15 protein-coding genes are annotated in these 17310 nt (G+C 67.8%); 10 read left to right on the top strand and 5 right to left on the bottom strand.

The window, feature by feature from the left end; translation table 11 throughout:
• The first annotated feature begins 37 nt into the window (after positions 1–37).
• A complete protein-coding gene (locus tag AB0L70_RS12080; RefSeq protein WP_363682920.1) occupies positions 38–343 on the top strand; it encodes a YggT family protein in 306 nt (101 codons plus the stop codon).
• A gap of 232 nt (positions 344–575) precedes the next feature.
• Positions 576–1340, top strand: a complete 765-nt coding sequence (locus AB0L70_RS12075; protein WP_363682918.1) for a DivIVA domain-containing protein — start codon at positions 576–578, stop codon at positions 1338–1340.
• Positions 1341–1456: 116 nt separating this feature from the next.
• Here AB0L70_RS12075 and AB0L70_RS12070 read toward each other — a convergent pair whose 3' ends face one another.
• Positions 1457–1915 carry a pyridoxamine 5'-phosphate oxidase family protein gene (locus AB0L70_RS12070; protein ID WP_363682916.1) on the bottom strand — a complete coding sequence of 153 codons (459 nt, stop codon included), beginning with the start codon at positions 1913–1915 and terminating at the stop codon, positions 1457–1459.
• 47 nt (positions 1916–1962) lie between these two features.
• Here AB0L70_RS12070 and AB0L70_RS12065 point away from each other — a divergent pair, with 47 nt between their 5' ends.
• Entirely contained in the window at positions 1963–2439 is a 477-nt protein-coding gene (locus AB0L70_RS12065) for a MarR family transcriptional regulator (RefSeq protein WP_363682914.1), read from the top strand.
• A 4-nt stretch (positions 2440–2443) separates the two neighbouring features.
• Here AB0L70_RS12065 and ileS read toward each other — a convergent pair whose 3' ends face one another.
• A complete protein-coding gene (ileS, locus tag AB0L70_RS12060) occupies positions 2444–5596 on the bottom strand; it encodes an isoleucine--tRNA ligase (RefSeq protein WP_363682912.1) in 3153 nt (1050 codons plus the stop codon).
• 566 nt (positions 5597–6162) lie between these two features.
• Entirely contained in the window at positions 6163–6345 is a 183-nt protein-coding gene (locus AB0L70_RS12055) for a hypothetical protein (protein ID WP_363682910.1), read from the bottom strand.
• A 25-nt stretch (positions 6346–6370) separates the two neighbouring features.
• Here AB0L70_RS12055 and AB0L70_RS12050 point away from each other — a divergent pair, with 25 nt between their 5' ends.
• From AB0L70_RS12050 to AB0L70_RS12020, 7 genes are all read left to right on the top strand, one after another.
• Positions 6371–6826, top strand: a complete 456-nt coding sequence (locus tag AB0L70_RS12050) for a TraR/DksA family transcriptional regulator (RefSeq protein WP_363682908.1) — start codon at positions 6371–6373, stop codon at positions 6824–6826.
• On the top strand, positions 6799–7596 hold the full coding sequence (gene lspA, locus AB0L70_RS12045) for a signal peptidase II (protein WP_363682906.1): 798 nt from the start codon (positions 6799–6801) through the stop codon (positions 7594–7596). The genes AB0L70_RS12050 and lspA overlap by 28 nt, the downstream gene beginning before the upstream one ends.
• Positions 7597–7610: 14 nt before the next feature.
• Positions 7611–8519, top strand: coding sequence for an RluA family pseudouridine synthase (locus tag AB0L70_RS12040; protein ID WP_363683391.1), 909 nt, complete (start codon positions 7611–7613; stop codon positions 8517–8519).
• A complete protein-coding gene (locus AB0L70_RS12035; RefSeq protein WP_363682904.1) occupies positions 8516–9133 on the top strand; it encodes a Type 1 glutamine amidotransferase-like domain-containing protein in 618 nt (205 codons plus the stop codon). The genes AB0L70_RS12040 and AB0L70_RS12035 overlap by 4 nt, the downstream gene beginning before the upstream one ends.
• 141 nt (positions 9134–9274) lie before the next feature.
• On the top strand, positions 9275–12823 hold the full coding sequence (dnaE, locus tag AB0L70_RS12030) for a DNA polymerase III subunit alpha (protein WP_363682902.1): 3549 nt from the start codon (positions 9275–9277) through the stop codon (positions 12821–12823).
• Between the two features lie 126 nt (positions 12824–12949).
• Positions 12950–13498, top strand: coding sequence for a hypothetical protein (locus AB0L70_RS12025; RefSeq protein WP_363682900.1), 549 nt, complete (start codon positions 12950–12952; stop codon positions 13496–13498).
• 48 nt (positions 13499–13546) lie between these two features.
• The gene (locus AB0L70_RS12020) at positions 13547–15430 is read left to right on the top strand and encodes a DUF3352 domain-containing protein (RefSeq protein WP_363682898.1); all 1884 of its coding nucleotides are present in this window, start codon (positions 13547–13549) and stop codon (positions 15428–15430) included.
• On the opposite strand, the gene AB0L70_RS12015 is transcribed toward AB0L70_RS12020, so the two are convergent.
• Both AB0L70_RS12015 and AB0L70_RS12010 read right to left on the bottom strand, forming a co-directional pair.
• The gene (locus AB0L70_RS12015; RefSeq protein ID WP_363682896.1) at positions 15431–16174 is read right to left on the bottom strand and encodes an alpha/beta hydrolase; all 744 of its coding nucleotides are present in this window, start codon (positions 16172–16174) and stop codon (positions 15431–15433) included. It abuts the gene before it with no gap.
• A complete protein-coding gene (locus AB0L70_RS12010) occupies positions 16171–17292 on the bottom strand; it encodes an MFS transporter (RefSeq protein ID WP_363682894.1) in 1122 nt (373 codons plus the stop codon). The genes AB0L70_RS12015 and AB0L70_RS12010 overlap by 4 nt, the downstream gene beginning before the upstream one ends.
• Positions 17293–17310: the final 18 nt, after the last annotated feature.

Below are 17310 nucleotides of genomic sequence, written 5' to 3'. Positions count from 1 at the left end.
CTGCCTGCCTTCCGCCGTCTTCTACACTCATGGAGACATGGTTGCTCTAGCGCTCGTCCTCAGTGTTCTCAGCTGGGTGCTGCTCGCCTTCTTCCTGGTTCTGGTGGCGAGGTTCGTGCTCAGTCTGATCGTCATGTTCGCGCCCCAGTGGCACCCGAAAGGGCCGCTGCTGCTCTTCTTCGAGCTGATCTACTCGATCACCGACCCGCTGCTGCGGCCGCTGCGGCGGATCCTGCCCCCGATCGGGGCCGGCGGGGTGCGGATCGACCTGTCCATGCTGATGCTCTTCGTCATCGTGTCGGTGGCGATGTCGATCAACTCGACGGCGTTGCGCTCGTTGTGATCAGCACGGAACCAGCAGAGCAGCCAGTGAGTCGGAGGGTGGGAATCGCGGCGACGGGGTAGGTAGAGTCCTGGAAACGGGGCCGATTCGTTGCCGACGTTCCGACGGGTATGAGCCGTTATCACCCGCCCGGATTCCGTTAGAACACAACGAAGCGATAACGTGATCTACTGAGTCGCCGAGGTGTTGCACCACGGGGACTCCGCCAAGACACAGACAAACGAGGTGAAAGATGCCGCTGACGCCGGATGACGTCCGCTCGAAGCAGTTCACGCCCGTCCGACTACGGGAGGGCTACGACGTCACTGAGGTCGACTCCTTCCTCGACGAGGTGGAAGCCGAGCTCGAGCGACTTCTCGCCGAGAACGAGGAGCTGCGGGCCAAGCTGGCCGCGGCTCAGCGCGCTGGTGCGGGCCAGCAGCAGGAGCGGCCGGTCGACCAGACCGCCGCGCTGCCGCCGGTCGTGCAGCAGCCGAAGCCGCCGGTCGTGGTCGAGAAGCCGGAGGAGAAGCCGCCGGTGATGCCCGCGGTAGCGGCTGCGGGGGCTGCTGCGGCAGCCGGGACCGTCGGTGACGCCTCCAGCTCCGCCGTGCGGCTGCTGGAGATGGCCACCAAGCACTCCGACGACCTGGTCCAGGAGGCGAAGGACACCGCCGACAAGATCATCGGTGAGGCCCGCGCCAAGGCCGAGCGGTTGGAGAACGAGGCTCGCGGCAAGGCCGACCGGATGACCGGCGAGGCTCGCGCCCGCGCCGAGAAGCTGGACGGCGAGATCGCGGAGCGCCGGGCCCAGATGCTCGGCACGCTGGAGAAGCAGAAGGGCCAGCTGGAGCGCACGATCGACGACCTGCACGCCTACGAGCGCGAGTACCGCAGCCGGCTGAAGACGTACTTCACCGAGCAGCTCAAGGCGCTGGGCAACGGCGACGACACGCTCAGCCCGCGCAACGGCTTCCGCCCGGAGGCCCGCGCCCAGGCTCACGGTCACGGCGTCTAAACCAGCAAAACACCTCGGCTGGGTTTGACCCTGAAGAGGCGGTGCCTTCCGGCAGCACCGCCTCTTCGTCATGTCCGGGCCCGTTTGACAGACGGTCCCAGACCGGTGACTGGGTGTCAGGGCCAGGCCCGAGGAGCCTTCCGGCCGCTGAGCGTCTCCACATCGCTCAACCGCAGCCGGTACGGCGTAAGCCGCAGAAGTGAGGGTGATTCCCCAGCCGGGCCGGCGGGGAACACACTCCAGAAGTCGTAACCGAGTGGTGCCGGAGCATCCCGATAGAGCTCCCACACTCGCTGCCGGGTCGCGACATCGTCGACCCACTCGGCGTCACAGTCCGCGATCGCCACCTCGTGGCCCGGCTCCCAGTAGCTGCAGCTCAGATGCGGGCTGAACTCCAGGTGCCGCACTTTCACCGGCGTTGCCCGGGTGACGATCCAGCCGGTCAGCTCGTCGTCCTCCAGTTCCCAGAGTGGATGGAGGATGCGGCTCCTCGGCCGTAGATCCCGCCCCACTGTCGCCACGCTGCACCACACGATCTGGTGCGCCCTGTCCACGAACTCCTTTTGCACAACCATAGTTGTAGATTACCCGATACACAACCAAGGTTGTATATAGTTCGGGCATGGAATTCGATCCCGCCGACGCCGACCTCTCGCTCGCCTCGCTGTTCACCGGCTGGGCACTCGCGGACGAGGTCCAGCGGCGGCTCGCGGCCGACGGCTTCGAGGACGCCCGGTTCGCGGACGGTGTGGTGTTCCAGCATCTGGTCGGTGGGCCGGTGACAATCAGCACACTCGCCGAGCGGCTCGGCGTCACGCAGCAGGCCGCGTCGAAGACGGTCGCGGATCTGCACGGGCGCGGCTACGTCGCGCGGACCGCCGATCCACAGGATGCGCGGGCGCGTCACGTCGTACTGACCGATCGTGGGCAGGCCGTGATCGCGGCGGCTCGCCGGCATCGGGCGGCGGTCGATTCAGCGCTTCGTGAAGCTCTGGGGGACGAGCGGGTCGAGGCGGCGCGGTTGCTGCTGGTCGACGCGATCAAACAGCTCGGCGCGAGCCCGGCACTGCGGGCTCGCGCCGTCCGTCCTCCTCGTTGAGCCTCTAGGCCTTGGTCAGCCAGTAGGTCAGCTGCAGGTCCTCTTCGGTGCCGGTGGCAACGTCCGTGGACTCAGTCGGGGCCGTCTGGGTCAGCTCGACGGCGAGGACCTCGCGGCCGATCTCGTCGGCGTGCTTGCCCAGCGCATCGGTCAGCTCGGCGTCGGTCGAGGTGAGCCAGACCCGGATCCGGTCCGACACCTCGAGGCCGGCGTTCTTCCGGGCCTCCTGCAACGTCCGGACCACCTCGCGGGCCAGACCTGCCTGCCGAAGTTCCGGGGTGACTTCGAGGTCGAGGGCAACGGTCTCGCCCTGCTCGTTCACCACCGACCAGCCTTCCTTCGGCCGCTCCGACAGCAGTACCTCGGACTCGCTCACCTCGACGTTCTCACCGTCGACCACGACTGTCGCCGTTCCCGACGACCGCAGCGATGCCGCCAGGCCGGCGGCGTCGGCCGCGGCGATCGCGGCGGCGACCACCGGCGTCTGCTTGGCGAACCGCTTGCCGAGCTCGCGGAAGTTGCCCTTGGCAGAGAACTCGACCAGGTCCGCACCCGCGGACGAGAGCGGCTCCACCGAACCCACGTTGAGCTCGTCCGCGATCTCCCGCAGCAACTCGTCGGACAGGTCCGCGATCGCGGCCGACCCGACCAGGGCACGGGACAGCGGCTGGCGCGTGCGCACCTTCGCCTCCGACCGTGCGGACCGGCCGAGCTCGACGACCCGGCGAGCCATCGACACGTGCTGCGCGAGTACGTCGTCGATCAGCGTCTCGTCGTACGTCGGGAACTCGGTCAGGTGGACCGACTCCGCCAGGCCGGGCGTGACCGGGCGGAACACGTCCTGCCAGACCCGCTCGGTGACGAACGGCATCAGCGGTGCCGTCACCCGGGTGAGCACGTCGAGGGTCTCGTGCAGGGTCGCGAGCGCGCCGGCGTCTCCGGCCCAGAACCGGCGACGGGAACGCCGTACGTACCAGTTCGAGAGCACGTCGACGAACTGGTTGACGACCAGACCGAGCCGCTGCGTGTCGAACGCGGCGTACGCCTCGTCGGTGTCGCGGACCAGCCGGTGCGTCTCGCTCACCAGCCAGCGGTCCAGCACCGAGCGGTCGGCGACCGCCGGAGCGTCGGCGGGTGACCAGTTGGCCAGCCGCGCGTACAGGGCGTGGAACGCGACCGTGTTCCAGTAGGTGAGCAGCACCTTCCGGACGATCTCGTTCAGCACGTTCGGCCCGATGCCACGCGCCTTCCACGGCGACCCGGAGGCAGCCATGAACCAGCGCACCGCGTCGGCGCTGTGGTTGTCCATCAGTGGAAGCGGTTCGAGGATGTTGCCCAGGTGCTTGGACATCTTCCGGCCGTCCTCGGCCAGGATGTGCCCGAGGCAGACGACGTTGCGGTACGACGACTCGTCGAAGACCAGCGTGCCGATCGCCATCAGCGTGTAGAACCAGCCACGCGTCTGGTCGATCGCCTCGCAGATGTAGTCGGCCGGGTAGGCCTGCTCGAACTTCTCCTTCGAGCCCTCCACCCACGGGTAGCCCCACTGCGCGAACGGCATCGCGCCCGAGTCGTACCAGGCATCGATCACCTCGGGGACCCGGTGGGCCTCGGCGCCGCAGGTCGCACAGTCGAAGGTGATGTCGTCGACGTACGGTCGGTGCGGGTCGGAGTCGCTCAGGTCGCGACCGGCCAGTTCGCCGAGCTCGGCCAGCGAACCGACGCAGACCTGGTGGTCCTCGTCGCATCGCCAGATCGGCAGCGGCGTACCCCAGTAGCGGGAGCGGGACACGGCCCAGTCGATGTTGTTGCGCAGCCAGTCGCCGTACCGGCCCCACTTGACCGAGTCCGGGAACCAGTTGGTCTTCTCGTTCTCCCGGAGCAGGGCGTCCTTGACCTGGGTGGTGCGGATGTACCAGGACGGGAGGGCGTAGTACATGACCGGGGTGTGGCAGCGCCAGCAGTGCGGGTACGGGTGCTCGTACGGCACGTGCTTGAAGAGCAGGCCGCGGTCCTTCAGGTCCTTGACCAGGGTCTCGTCGGACTTCTTGAAGAACTGCCCACCGACCAGCGGGACGTCGGCGGAGAAGTGCCCGTTGGTCTCCACCGGCTTCACCACCGGCAGGTTGTACGCACGCGACACCAGCAGGTCGTCCGCGCCGAACGCCGGGGATTGGTGCACCAGCCCGGTGCCGTCCTCGGTGGTGACGTACTCGGCCAGTACGACGTAGTGCGCCGGCTCGGGGAACTCCACCAGCTCGAACGGCCGCTGGTAGGTCCAGCGCTCCATCTCGCGGCCGCCGTACGTGCCGGTAACCGTCCAGCCCTCGCCCAGCCGGTCCAGCAGCGGCTCCGCGACGACGAGCGACTCGTTGCCGTCGGTGGCGACGACGTACTGGACGTCGGGGTGCACGGCGACGGCGGTGTTCGACACGAGCGTCCACGGGGTCGTCGTCCAGACCAGGAGCGACGCCTTGCCCGCGAGCGGCCCCGAGGTCAGCGGGAAGCGGACGTAGACCGAGGGGTCGACGACCGTCTCGTAGCCCTGCGCGAGCTCGTGGTCGGACAGACCGGTGCCACAACGCGGGCAGTACGGCGTGATCCGGTAGTCCTCGACCAGGAGGCCCTTCTCGTGGACCTGCTTGAGCGACCACCACACCGACTGGACGTACTGCGGGTCCATCGTCTTGTACGGGTGCTCCAGGTCGACCCAGTAGCCCATCCGCACGGTCAGCTCGTTGAACGCGTCGACGTTGCGCAGGACGGACTCGCGGCACTTGGCGTTGAACTCGGCGATGCCGTACGCCTCGATGTCGGGCTTGCCGTTGAAGCCGAGCTCCTTCTCCACCGCGACCTCGACCGGGAGCCCGTGGCAGTCCCAGCCGGCCTTGCGCTCGACCCAGAAGCCCTTCATGGTCCGGTAGCGCGGGAACACGTCCTTGAAGACGCGGGCCTCGATGTGGTGGGTGCCGGGCATGCCGTTCGCGGTCGGCGGGCCTTCGAAGAACGTCCACGGCTTGCCGCCGGCGGACTGTTCGAGGCTCTTGGCGAACGTGTCGTGCTCGTCCCAGAGGGTGAGCACCTCCCGCTCGAGCGCGGGGAAGTCGACCTGTGCGGGAACCTGCCGCCAGGGAGTTTCCGGGGTTTCTGCCGCCATCGTTCTGTCCTTCGTCGCGCGTCCTGCTGCCGGGACGAGGGACGAAGCGCCGGGCATGCTCACCCGGCTACCGCGCGGTACCACCCTCCTTGGTGACCCAGAGTGCGGTCACCCACTTCCTTAACGCGTCGCTGCCGGTTCTAATAAGTCTTTGCGGACTGTTCTTCCGGCGGCTCCGGGGTGATAGCCCCTTCACAGCCTTTGCGGATCGCGGTTGTCAGTGTACGGCGTAGTACCAGGCAACTACGAATCGTTAATCGGTGGTCAGGTGAGAATTCTGGCGTGAGAATTCTGCCGCGGGCTGGTGGCCGGCTAGGGGGAGGAGAGCACGATGCGGGTTCGGCTGAAACGTTCGCTTAACGGAGCGTAGCCGCTGCAACGAGGCTGTGACGCGCGGAACATCGAGTGGGCTTGAAGAACCGACTACCGTATGTCCACGGTCTGCGCGTCGGACTGGCACGTGGTTACCACGTGGCCTACTGTCTTGCGACCAGTCCGCTTCAGTCTCCGACGAAGGCAGGGGGTAGCTGACGAATGGCTACATCGGCTCCCAAGAAGACCGCCCCTCAACGCACCGCCGCGGCCAAGAAGAGTGCCGCGACATCGACCGAGCCCACGAAGCACAGCACGTCGACGCCGGCGAAGAAGACGGCGCCGGCGACGAAGACTTCCGCGAAGAAATCGGCTGCCAGGACCACTGGCGGCGGGACCGCGGCGAAGAAGGCTCCGGCCAAGAAATCCCCTGCCAAGCAAGCTCCGACGAAGAGGGTGGCCATGAAGACGAATGAGAACAGGGCCCCGGCAACGGCGCCGGCGAAGTCCGCAGCACACAAGGCAGAGACCCTCACGGTGAAGTCCGGCGAGACCCCGTGGACCGCGGCCGAGCTGGCCGAGCTCCGCGGCGAGCTCGAGGCCGACGTGGTGCACCTGCGCAAGGAGATCCACGACGCCGAGCAGGAGATCGTCGGCTTGCTCCGCGACGGTGGTGACGGCGCGGGCAACGACCAGGCCGACGTCGGCTCCACGACGCTGGAGCGCGACCACGAGATGTCGCTGGCGGCCAACGCCCGGGACATGCTCGACCAGATCGAGCGCGCGCTGGGGAAGATCGACGACGGTACGTACGGCGTCTGCGAGAGCTGTGGCAACGCGATCGGCAAGGGTCGGTTGCAGGCATTCCCGCGTGCGACACTGTGCGTGTCATGCAAAGAACGCGAAGAACGCCGCTGAACCACACCCCGTCCCGCCCGGCAGGGGACACAGACCCAACGCCAGAACCGGCCGACCCCCAGTCGGCCGGTTCTCCGTCGTCCCCACCCCCCGAGCCCGCCTCCTCGTCGGACGAGGGCATCACGCTGACAACCGGCGGAGCCGCCGCGGTGGTTGCGTCCACCGACTCGGGTGCATCCGGCGGCGGAGCCGCCGCTCCCGGGGTGGGGGATGAGACTGCTTCTTCTTCCTCCTCCTCTTCTTCTGAGGCCGATGTCGCCGGAGGCGGCGAGGCCGGGAAGTCCTGGAAGTGGACGGTGATTTTTGCGGTGGTGGGGTTGGTGGTGTTGGGGCTGGATCAGCTCACGAAGGCTTTGGCTCTGGCGCATCTGACGCCGGGGGAGCCGGTGAATGTGATCGGCAGCCTGCTGAAGTTCAACCTGATCCGGAACTCGGGCGCCGCGTTCAGCCTCGGCTCCGGGTATACGCCGTACATCAGCGCCATCCAGATCGCCGTCGCGATCGGCGTCGTCTACCTGTCGCGGAAGCTAGGTTCCGTCGGCTGGGCGATCGCCTTCGGCTTCCTCTTCGGCGGCGCGGTCGGCAACATCATCGACCGCATCTTCCGCGACCCCTCGCCCTTCCACGGCCACGTGGTCGACTTCCTGCAGACCCCGCACTGGGCGATCTTCAACGTCGCGGACATGGCCGTGACGTCTGCCGCCATCCTGCTCGTGCTGCAGACCCTCCGCGGGATCAGGCTCGACGGCACCCGGGAGATCCGCAAGTGACGTCCCGGACCGTGATGGTGCCGGACGGCCTCGCGGGTGAACGTCTCGACGCCGCCCTGTCCCGCCTGTTCGGCGTCTCCCGGACCAAGGCCGCCGAGATGATCGAGTCCGGCCTGGTCCAGGTCGACGGCGTGCCCGCACCGAAGTCGTCCCGCGTCACCGCCGGCGTGATGCTCGACGTCGAGCTACCACCTCCGCCGGCCGAAGTGACCGTCGTACCCGAGACCGTCGACAACCTCCGGATCGTGTACGACGACGACGAGATCATCGTGGTCGACAAACCCGTCGGCGTCGCCGCGCACCCGTCACCGGGCTGGACCGGCCCGACCGTGATCGGCCACCTCGCCGGAGCCGGCTTCAACATCTCCACCAGCGGCGCGGCCGAGCGCAAAGGCATCGTGCACCGGCTCGACGTCGGCACCTCCGGCCTGATGGTCGTCGCGAAGACGGAGTACGCGTACACCGTGCTCAAGCGCGCCTTCAAGGAGCGCACGGTCAAGAAGATCTACCACGCGCTGGTCCAGGGTCATCCCGACCCGTTCACCGGCACCGTGGACGCGCCGATCGACCGGCACCCGAACCACGACTACAAGTTCGGCGTGGTGGCCGGCGGCAAGCCCAGCGTCACGCACTACGAGACGCTCGAAGCCTTCCGGTACGCGACACTCCTCGAGATCACCCTCGAGACCGGCCGCACCCACCAGATCCGCGTCCACATGTCCGCGATCGGTCACCCGTGCTGCGGCGACATGACGTACGGCGCCGACCCGGTCCTCGCCGAACGCCTCCGGCTCACCCGCCAATGGCTCCACGCCATGCGCCTCGGCTTCACCCACCCCGGCACCGGCGAGTACGTCGAATTCACCTCGGAGTACCCGGACGACCTCGACCACGCCCTGGACCTCCTGACCGACGCGCAATGAAGCTGTACCTGTCGTCCTTCCGCCTGGGCGACCACCCCGAACACCTCGTCGCCCTCCTCCCGCCCGCGGCTCGGGTGGCGGTCATCTGCAACTCGATCGACACCGAGGATCCCGCCGTACGCCGGGAGAAGGTCGCCGACGAGATCACCTGGTTGACCGACCTCGGTCTCGACCCACGTGAGCTCGACCTCCGTGAGACCACGGACCTCCGCGCCGATCTCGCGGAGTACGACGGGGTGTGGGTACGCGGCGGGAACGTCTTCGTCCTGCGAGCCGCGATGGCTCGCTCCGGCGCCGACCGGATCCTCCCGGAGCTGATCCGGTCCGAGCAGCTGGTCTACGCCGGTTACAGTGCCGGGCCGTGCGTCCTGGCCCCGAGCCTGCGTGGGCTCGAGCTGTGCGACGACGCCGGCGCGGTGGACGGGGAGGTCCGCTGGGACGGCCTCGGCGTACTCGATCATGCGATCGTCCCGCACCTCGACTCGCCGGGTCATCCCGAGACCGAGCTGCTGGCGAAGGTGGCCGAGCTGTACGACCGGACCGGCGTACCGCACCTCAAGATGCGCGACGGGCAGGCCCTCGTGATCGACGGGGATCGGCGCGAACTGGTGTGATCGTGGTCTGGTCAACGACCGGATATCGGGCGATTTCGGGTGGGCTGACCGGCCGGGCGGAGGGTCTGCAAAAACTGTCGGTGGGGCCCGCATAGTCTGTGTCAGTCTTGCTCACCAACGCCCTGGGAGGTCTGCGTCGACATGGCGTCCAGCGACAGTTTCGTGCACCTGCATGTGCACACCGAGTACTCGATGCTGGACGGCGCCGCGCGGATCGACGAGTTGTTCAAGACTGCCCAGGAGATGGGCATGCCGGCGATCGCGACCACCGACCACGGCTATGTCTTCGGAGCCTACGAGTTCTGGAAGACCGCGAAGAAGTACGACGTCAAGCCGATCATCGGCGTGGAGGCGTACCTGACGCCGCACACCCACCGCAGTGAGCGCAAGCGGGTCAAGTGGGGCGACGCGAACTCGGGCCGCGACGACGTCTCCGGTTCGGGTGCCTACACCCACATGACGCTGCTGGCGAAGAACACCTCCGGCATGCACAACCTGTTCAAGATGAGCTCGCTGGCCAGCCTCGAGGGCTACTACTTCAAGCCCCGGATGGACCGCGAGCTGCTGAACACCTACGGCCAGGGCCTGATCGCGACCACCGGCTGCCCGTCCGGCGAGGTGCAGACCCGGCTCCGGCTCGGGCAGTACAAGGAGGCCGTTGAGGCCGCCTCGGAGTTCCGCGACATCTTCGGCCGGGAGAACTACTACTGCGAGCTGATGGACCACGGCCTCGGCATCGAGCGCAACATCCAGGGCGACCTGCTGAAGCTGGCCAAGGAGCTCGGTCTGCCGCTGGTCGCGACCAACGACCTGCACTACACCAAGCCCGAGGACTCGACCGCGCACGCCGCGCTGCTGTGCGTCCAGTCCGGCTCGACGCTGTCCGACCCGAACCGGTTCAAGTTCGACGCGAACGAGTTCTACGTCAAGACCGCGGCCGAGATGCGCGAGGTCTGGAAGGACTACCCGGAGGCGTGTGACAACACGCTGCTGATCGCCGAGCAGTGCGACGTCACCTTCACCGAGGGCGAGGGCCGGTTCATGCCGCGCTTCCCCTGCCCCGACGGCCACAACGAGGAGTCCTGGTTCGTCGCCGAGGTCGAGACCGGCCTGCACAAGCGCTACCCCGACGGCGTCCCCGACCACGTCCGCAAGCAGGCGGAGTACGAGATCGAGGTCATCACCTCGAAGGGGTACGCCGGCTACTTCCTGGTCGTCGCCGACTTCATCAACTGGGCCAAGGAGCACGGCATCCGGGTCGGTCCCGGCCGTGGTTCCGGTGCCGGTTCGATGTGCGCGTACGCGATGCGGATCACCGACCTGGACCCGCTCCAGCACGGCCTGATCTTCGAGCGCTTCCTGAACCCGGAACGTATGTCGATGCCCGACTTCGACATCGACTTCGACGACCGCCGCCGCCCCGAGGTGATCCGCTACGTCACCGAGAAGTACGGCGACGACCGGGTCGCGATGATCGTCACCTACGGCACGATCAAGGCCAAGCAGGCGATCAAGGACGCCGGCCGGGTGCTGGACTACCCGTTCGCGATGGGCGACCGGATCACCAAGGCGATGCCGCCGGCGGTGATGGGCAAGGACGTGCCGCTGTCCGGCATCTTCGACCCGCAGCACAAGCGCTACTCCGAGGCCGGCGAGTTCCGCCAGCTGTACGAGTCGGACCAGGACGTCCGCAAGATCGTCGACACCGCCCGCGGCCTGGAGAACCTGAAGCGCCAGTGGGGTGTGCACGCGGCCGGCGTGATCATGTCCAGCGAGCCGCTGATCGAGCTGATCCCGATCATGCGCCGCGAGCAGGACGGCCAGATCATCACCCAGTTCGACTACCCGAGCTGCGAGACGCTCGGCCTGGTCAAGATGGACTTCCTGGGCCTGCGCAACCTGACGATCATGGACGACGCGGTCAAGAACGTCGAGGCCAGCCGCGGCATCACGCTCGACCTGGACGAGCTGGCCAAGACCCTGGACGACGGCCCGACCTTCGAGCTGCTCGGCCGCGGTGACACGCTCGGCGTGTTCCAGTTCGACGGCGGCCCGATGCGGGCCCTGCTGCGGCTGATGAAGCCGGACAACTTCGAAGACATCTCGGCTGTGGGTGCGCTCTACCGGCCAGGCCCGATGGGTGCGAACAGCCACACCAACTACGCCCTGCGCAAGAACAAGCAGCAGGAGATCAGCTACCCGCACGACGAGCTCGCGGTCGCGCTGGAACCGATCCTGGGGACGACCTACGGTCTGATCGTCTATCAGGAGCAGGTGATGGCGATCGCCCAGCAGCTGGGCGGATACACGCTCGGCAAGGCGGACCTGCTCCGCCGGGCGATGGGCAAGAAGAAGCGCGAGGTGCTGGACGCCGAGTACGTCGGCTTCTCCGAGGGCATGAAGGAGAACGGCTTCTCGGCGCAGTCGATCAAGGCGCTCTGGGATGTGCTGGTCCCGTTCTCCGACTATGCGTTCAACAAGGCGCACTCGGCGGCGTACGGTCTGGTTTCGTACTGGACGGCGTACCTGAAGGCGAACTTCCCGGCGGAGTACATGGCCGCCGTCCTGACGTCCGTGAAGGACGACAAGGACAAGATGGCCATCTATCTGAACGAGTGCCGCCGGATGGGCATCAAGGTGCTGCCGCCGGATGTGAACGAGTCGGACTCGAACTTCACTCCGGTCGGCACCGACATCCGCTTCGGTCTGTCCGCGATCCGCAACGTCGGGGTGAACGTGGTGGCCGAGATCGTCGCTGCCCGCGAGGAGAAGGGCCGGTTCACCGACTTCGTCGACTTCATCGACAAGGTGTCGCTGCCGGTCTGCAACAAGCGCGTCATCGAGTCGCTGTCCAAGGCCGGTTCGTTCGACTCGATGAACCACGCCCGGCGCGCGGTCGTCGCCGTTCACGAGCAGGCGGTGGACGAAGCGATCGACCTGAAGCGGAACGAGGCGCACGGTCAGTTCGACCTGTTCTCGATGGGTGACGACGACGCGGACGAGGGCGAGGGCAACAGTCGGCTCACCGTCACGGTCCCCGAGATCGAGGAGTGGGACAAGGCGACCAAGCTCGCGCACGAGCGGGACATGCTGGGGCTGTACGTCTCGGACCACCCGCTGTTCGGGGTCGAGCACGTGCTCACCAACGGCACCGACTGCACGATCGGTCAGCTGCTCGCGGACGAGGACCGGCCGGACGGCACCCGGGTGACGATCGGTGGTCTGGTCACCGCGGTCCAGCGCAAGGTGAACAAGCGCGGCGACATCTACGCGATCGTCACCATCGAGGACCTCGAAGGTTCGATCGAGGTGATGATGTTCTCCTCGGCGTACCAGCTGCACGCGCACCTGCTCAGCAACGACGCGATCATCTTGATGAAGGGCCGGATCCGTCGTCGCGAGGACCGCGTCGAGCTGAGCGGCGACGAGGTAGTCGTCCCCGACCTCACCGAGGGCCCCAGCGGCCCGGTCGTCCTCACGATGCCGGTCAACCGCTGCACCCCACCGGTCGTCGACCAGCTCCGAGACATCCTCCAGTCCCACCCCGGCATGACCGAGGTCCACCTCCGCCTCCAGGCCCGCCAGAAGACCACCGTCATGCGCATCGGCGACCGCTTCCGGGTAACCCCCACCTCATCCCTCATGGCCGACCTAAAAGCCCTCCTAGGCCCCTCCTGCCTAGCCAGCTGATAGTCGTTTCATCGGATGCGGCACACTGGCGGCGTGAGTCAACCTGTGCAGCCTTCTTTGCCTTCTGGTGGGGGGACGTCGTCTCCTTATGTGCCGCCTGCGGGTGGTGTTCCGTGGGGGGCGCCGGTGGCGCCGGAGCCGGGGATGCCGTGGGCGAAGGCGATTGTGGTGACGGTGGTGGCGTTTCTGGTCGCCGGTGTGGTGGCCGGGTGGGCGTGGCAGCAGTTCTCGCCGTTGGCGCAGTACACGGTGGACGAGAACGGGGGAGCCCTCGGCGAGGAGCAGATGACCCGGATCTTCGGGCCGGACGGGACGTTCACCGCGATCGGGTTCGTGATCGCGCTCCTGCTCGGTGGTGCACTGTTCTGGTGGCTGCGGAACTACGGTCCGTGGTCGGTGGCGATCGTGACGCTCGGCGCGTGCCTCGGCTCCGGCATCTGCTGGGGTGTCGGCATGCTCCTCGGCCACGACCCGATCCAGCCGCGGCTCCAGGCGGCCAAGCCGGGTGACCTGATCTCGGCGCCGCTCGAGCTGCATACCTGGACTCCCGCGGTGGCCTGGCTGATCGGTGCGGCCCTCGCCAGCGCCATCCTCGCGGCCACCACCTGGCGCGCCGAACCGGTTGCAACCACATCGCAACCTGCCGCGTCTGAGCCGTTGCCCCCGGTGCAGTAGCGTTTGGCAGTCCGGTGGGTGAGGCCATCGGAGCCAGCGAGGGAGCTTATGTCCGACCAGAACACGCCGCCCACCCCGCGCCATCCTGGTGCGCCCGGCGGCCAGCAGCCCCAGAACCCCTACGGCCAGTACGGCGGACCCCAGCAGGGCCAGCGCCCGCCGGCGGGACCACCGCAAGGCCAAGGCCAGAACCTGTGGCCGCAGCCCGGGCAGCAGCAGGCCGGCCAGCAGCCTGGTCAGCACCCCGGACAGCAGCAGCCCGGCTACCAGCAGCAAGGCCCGCAGCAAGGTCAGCACCAGGGTCAGCAATACGGCGGTGCACCGCAGCACGGCGGGCCGCAGCAGCCGCAGTACGCCCAGGGTGGATCGCAGTACGGTCAGCCGGGGCAGGCGCAGTACGGCCAGCAGGCCGGACAGGCGTCGTACGAGCAGATGCATGTCGGCGGACAGCCACCGCAGGGCCCGCCCGGGTACGGGCAGCCGCAGTGGCAGCCGGAGCCGAAGAAGAAGCGCGGCAAGCTGATCCCGCTGATCGCCGCGTTCGCCATGGTGCTCGTCGTCGCCGGCGGCGGAATCTTTGCCTACGGCAAGCTCAAGGGCGGTGACCAGCCGGCCGCGGTACTGCCCGGCACGGCCGTCGCCTACGCCCGCGTCGACCTGAACCCGTCGGCCGGCCAGAAGGTCGCCGCGATCCGGTTCCTGCTGAAGTTCCCGACCGTCAAGGACAGGCTCGGCCTGACCGGCGAGAAGGACGATCTGCGCCAGAAGCTGTTCGAGCAGATCAAGAAGTACGCCGGTGACGACCTGGCCGACGTCGACTTCGACAAGGACATCAAGCCGTGGCTGGGTGATCGCGCCGGTATCGCCGCGCTGCCGCCGGCTGACGGCAAGCGGGAGCCGGTCGTCGTCCTCGCCGTCCAGGTGAAGAACGAGGGCGAGGCCACCAAGGGCCTCGACAAGCTGATGGCCAACCAGGACAAGAAGCCGGGCCGCGCGTTCAGCAACGGCTACGTGCTGCTGTCCGACGACCAGGCCACCGTCGACGCGGCCGTCGCGACCGCGAAGGACAACCCGCTGACCAAGAACGCCAAGTTCAGCGCGGACATGGACAAGCTCGGCGAGCAGGGCTTCATGTCCGGCTGGGCCGACATGAAGGGCATCGCCTCGATCTCCGGCCGGGTCGACTCGGGCGCGATCGCCGGGGTCAGCGACGCGAGTATGGCGGCGGCGCTGCGGTTCGACTCGTCGTACCTCGAGCTGAAGGGCATCGCGCAGGGCGACCAGAGCATCAAGGTCGACTCGGCCGACGCCGCCGACCTGATCACCAAGCTGCCGGACAGTACGGCGGGTGCGGTCGCGATCTCGGGTGGCGACAACCTGGTCGACACGATGTGGAAGCAGTTGGAGAAGTCCGCCAGCGGCAACATCAAGGAGCTGACCGGCAAGATCAGCGAGGAGACCGGCCTGAACCTGCCGGACGACCTGAAGAGCCTGCTGGGCAAGAACCTTGCGGTCGCCATCGACAAGGACACCTCGAACGGCCCGAAGATCGCGGCCCGGATGGAGACCGACCCGGCGAAGGCGGAGCCGGTGGTGCAGAAGCTGACCACGCTGCTGCACGAGCGCAGCTCGGCCAACATCCCGATCGAGAGCGCGAAGGACAACGACACGCTCGTCCTCGGGACCACCAAGGACTACGCCGAGCAGGTGCTGAAGGGCGGCAACCTCGGCCAGACCGACAACTTCAAGCAGGCGCTGCCCGACACCAAGGGCGCCGTCATGATCGGGTACGTCGACTTCGGCGCGGTCGGTGCGGTGAGCCCGAGGTTCAGCTCCGACAAGGATCTGGCCGCGCTCCGCTCGGCCGGTATCGTCACCCGCTCCACCGGCGACGGTCAGGCCGAGTTCAGCCTGCGGGTCGTCGCGAAGTAGTCACACCCTTGCGAAGAAGCCCCGGACGACCTCCGCATAGTCGTCCGGGGCTTCTCGGTGTATCCAGTGCCCAGCCCCTGCGAACGCGACCAGCTCCGTCCCCGGCCGGCGACGGACCATCTCCGCCGCCAGGTCCGTGCTGAGCAGGAAGCTGTTGGCTGCCCTGAGCAACAAGACGGGGCACGAGACCGACTGCCAGTCGTCCCACCAGCTGCCGGCGTTGCCGTGCTGCACGGCCATCATGTCGTCGAGGTCGAACAACAGTTCGCCGTTGCCGGCCACACTCTCCAGGAAGTACTCGGGTGCCGGGGTCGCCGCGAAGAACCCGATCGCGTCGGCACGACGAACGAACCGGCGCGGCCAGCCGGTCACATCGAGGACCGGCTGCTCGACCTGCGTCGTGTCGGTGACCGCGCCGATGTCCTCGACCACCACCGCCCGCACGAGGTCAGGATGGCGCGCGGCCAGTTGGTACGCCGTGACGCCGCCGAGCGAATGCCCGATCACCAGCGCCGGCGCCAGCTCGCGCTCCTGGATGAAATCGGCCACATCCCGTACGAACGCCTCCCGGCTGAAGTCACCACCGCGGTCCGACAGCCCGTGCCCGCGCAGATCGGGGCCGATGACGCGGTAGTCGGGGAGCAGCCGGGTCGCGACGGCGGCGAACGTGAGTCCGCGACCGAAGGTCCCGTGCAGCGCGACGACCGGCGTACCGTCGCCGCCCGCGTCCTCGTAGTTCATCATCGGCGAGCCTCTCGTAGTCCGGCCGGCAGCGCGATCACGGTTGCCGCGAGCAACACACTCAGGCGGAAGCTGACCGTCAGCAGAGCGCCGAGGATCGCGGGCGCGGCGCCGCTGCCGAACTGACGGGCCGCGTTCAGCAGACCTGCGCCCAACCCACTCCGCTCCGCCGGTACGCCATTGAGCATCAGCGTGGTCGCGGCCGGGGCGATCAGCCCCGCGCCGGCACCGATGGGCAGCAGCCACAGAACCAACTGCCACACCTCGGCCGGGGCGAACGCGAGTCCGACCAGCCCGACGATCATCAACCCCTGGCCAACCAGCAGGATCCGCCGTGCCCCGACCCGCGCGGTCAGCCGGCCCGCCAGGAGGTTCGACGGAATGATCAGCACGGTCATCGGGACGAAGACGAGTCCGGTCGTCCACGCGGACTGCCCGAGGTCCTGCTGGAGCAAGAGCGTGACGACAAAGATCGCGCCGTACGACGAGAAGTTGAGCGCGAAGCCGGTGAGCGAACTGACCACCACCGCCGGTGCGCCGAGCAGGCCTCGCAGTCCCCACGAACGGGCCGCGGTCGCCGGGGTGTGAGGTGCGGTGGCGAGGGCGATCAGCGCGACGGGCACGCTCAGCCAGAAGGTGCCGGGCCAGCCGAATGCCGTGGTAATTGCACCGCCAAGTGGCGAGCCGACCACCAGCGCGACCGCCCCGGCGGCAGCCCACCGGCCGACTGCCCGGGCGCGATCGGCCGGGTCGGTGATCGACGCATTGAGCATCGACAGCCCCGCCGGAAGGACAGCGGCCGCGGCGGCACCTTGTACCGCCCGGGCCGCCAGCAGCACGACGAGATTGCCGACGAGCGCACAGACCACCGACATGGCCGCGAACAGGCCGATTCCGAGCATGAACGCGCGCCGGGCGCCAACCCGGTCCGCCCAGACGCCGGCCGGCAAGAGAAAGATCGCGAAGACAAGCGAATACCCGGTCAGCACCCAGGCGAGACCGGGTCCGTCGCCGAGGTCCCGGCCGATGACGGGCAGGGCGGTGGTGACCATCGAAGCGTTCAGGGTGATGAGGAAGAAGGAGAGGGAGGACGAGAGAACTGCGGAACGTGTACTGACCACACCGACTACCGTGGTCGT

Origin of the sequence: Kribbella sp. NPDC051952 (genome assembly GCF_040680855.1) — a bacterium.
Lineage (GTDB): Bacteria > Actinomycetota > Actinomycetes > Propionibacteriales > Kribbellaceae > Kribbella.
This window is presented reverse-complemented; position numbering and strand designations above follow the sequence as displayed.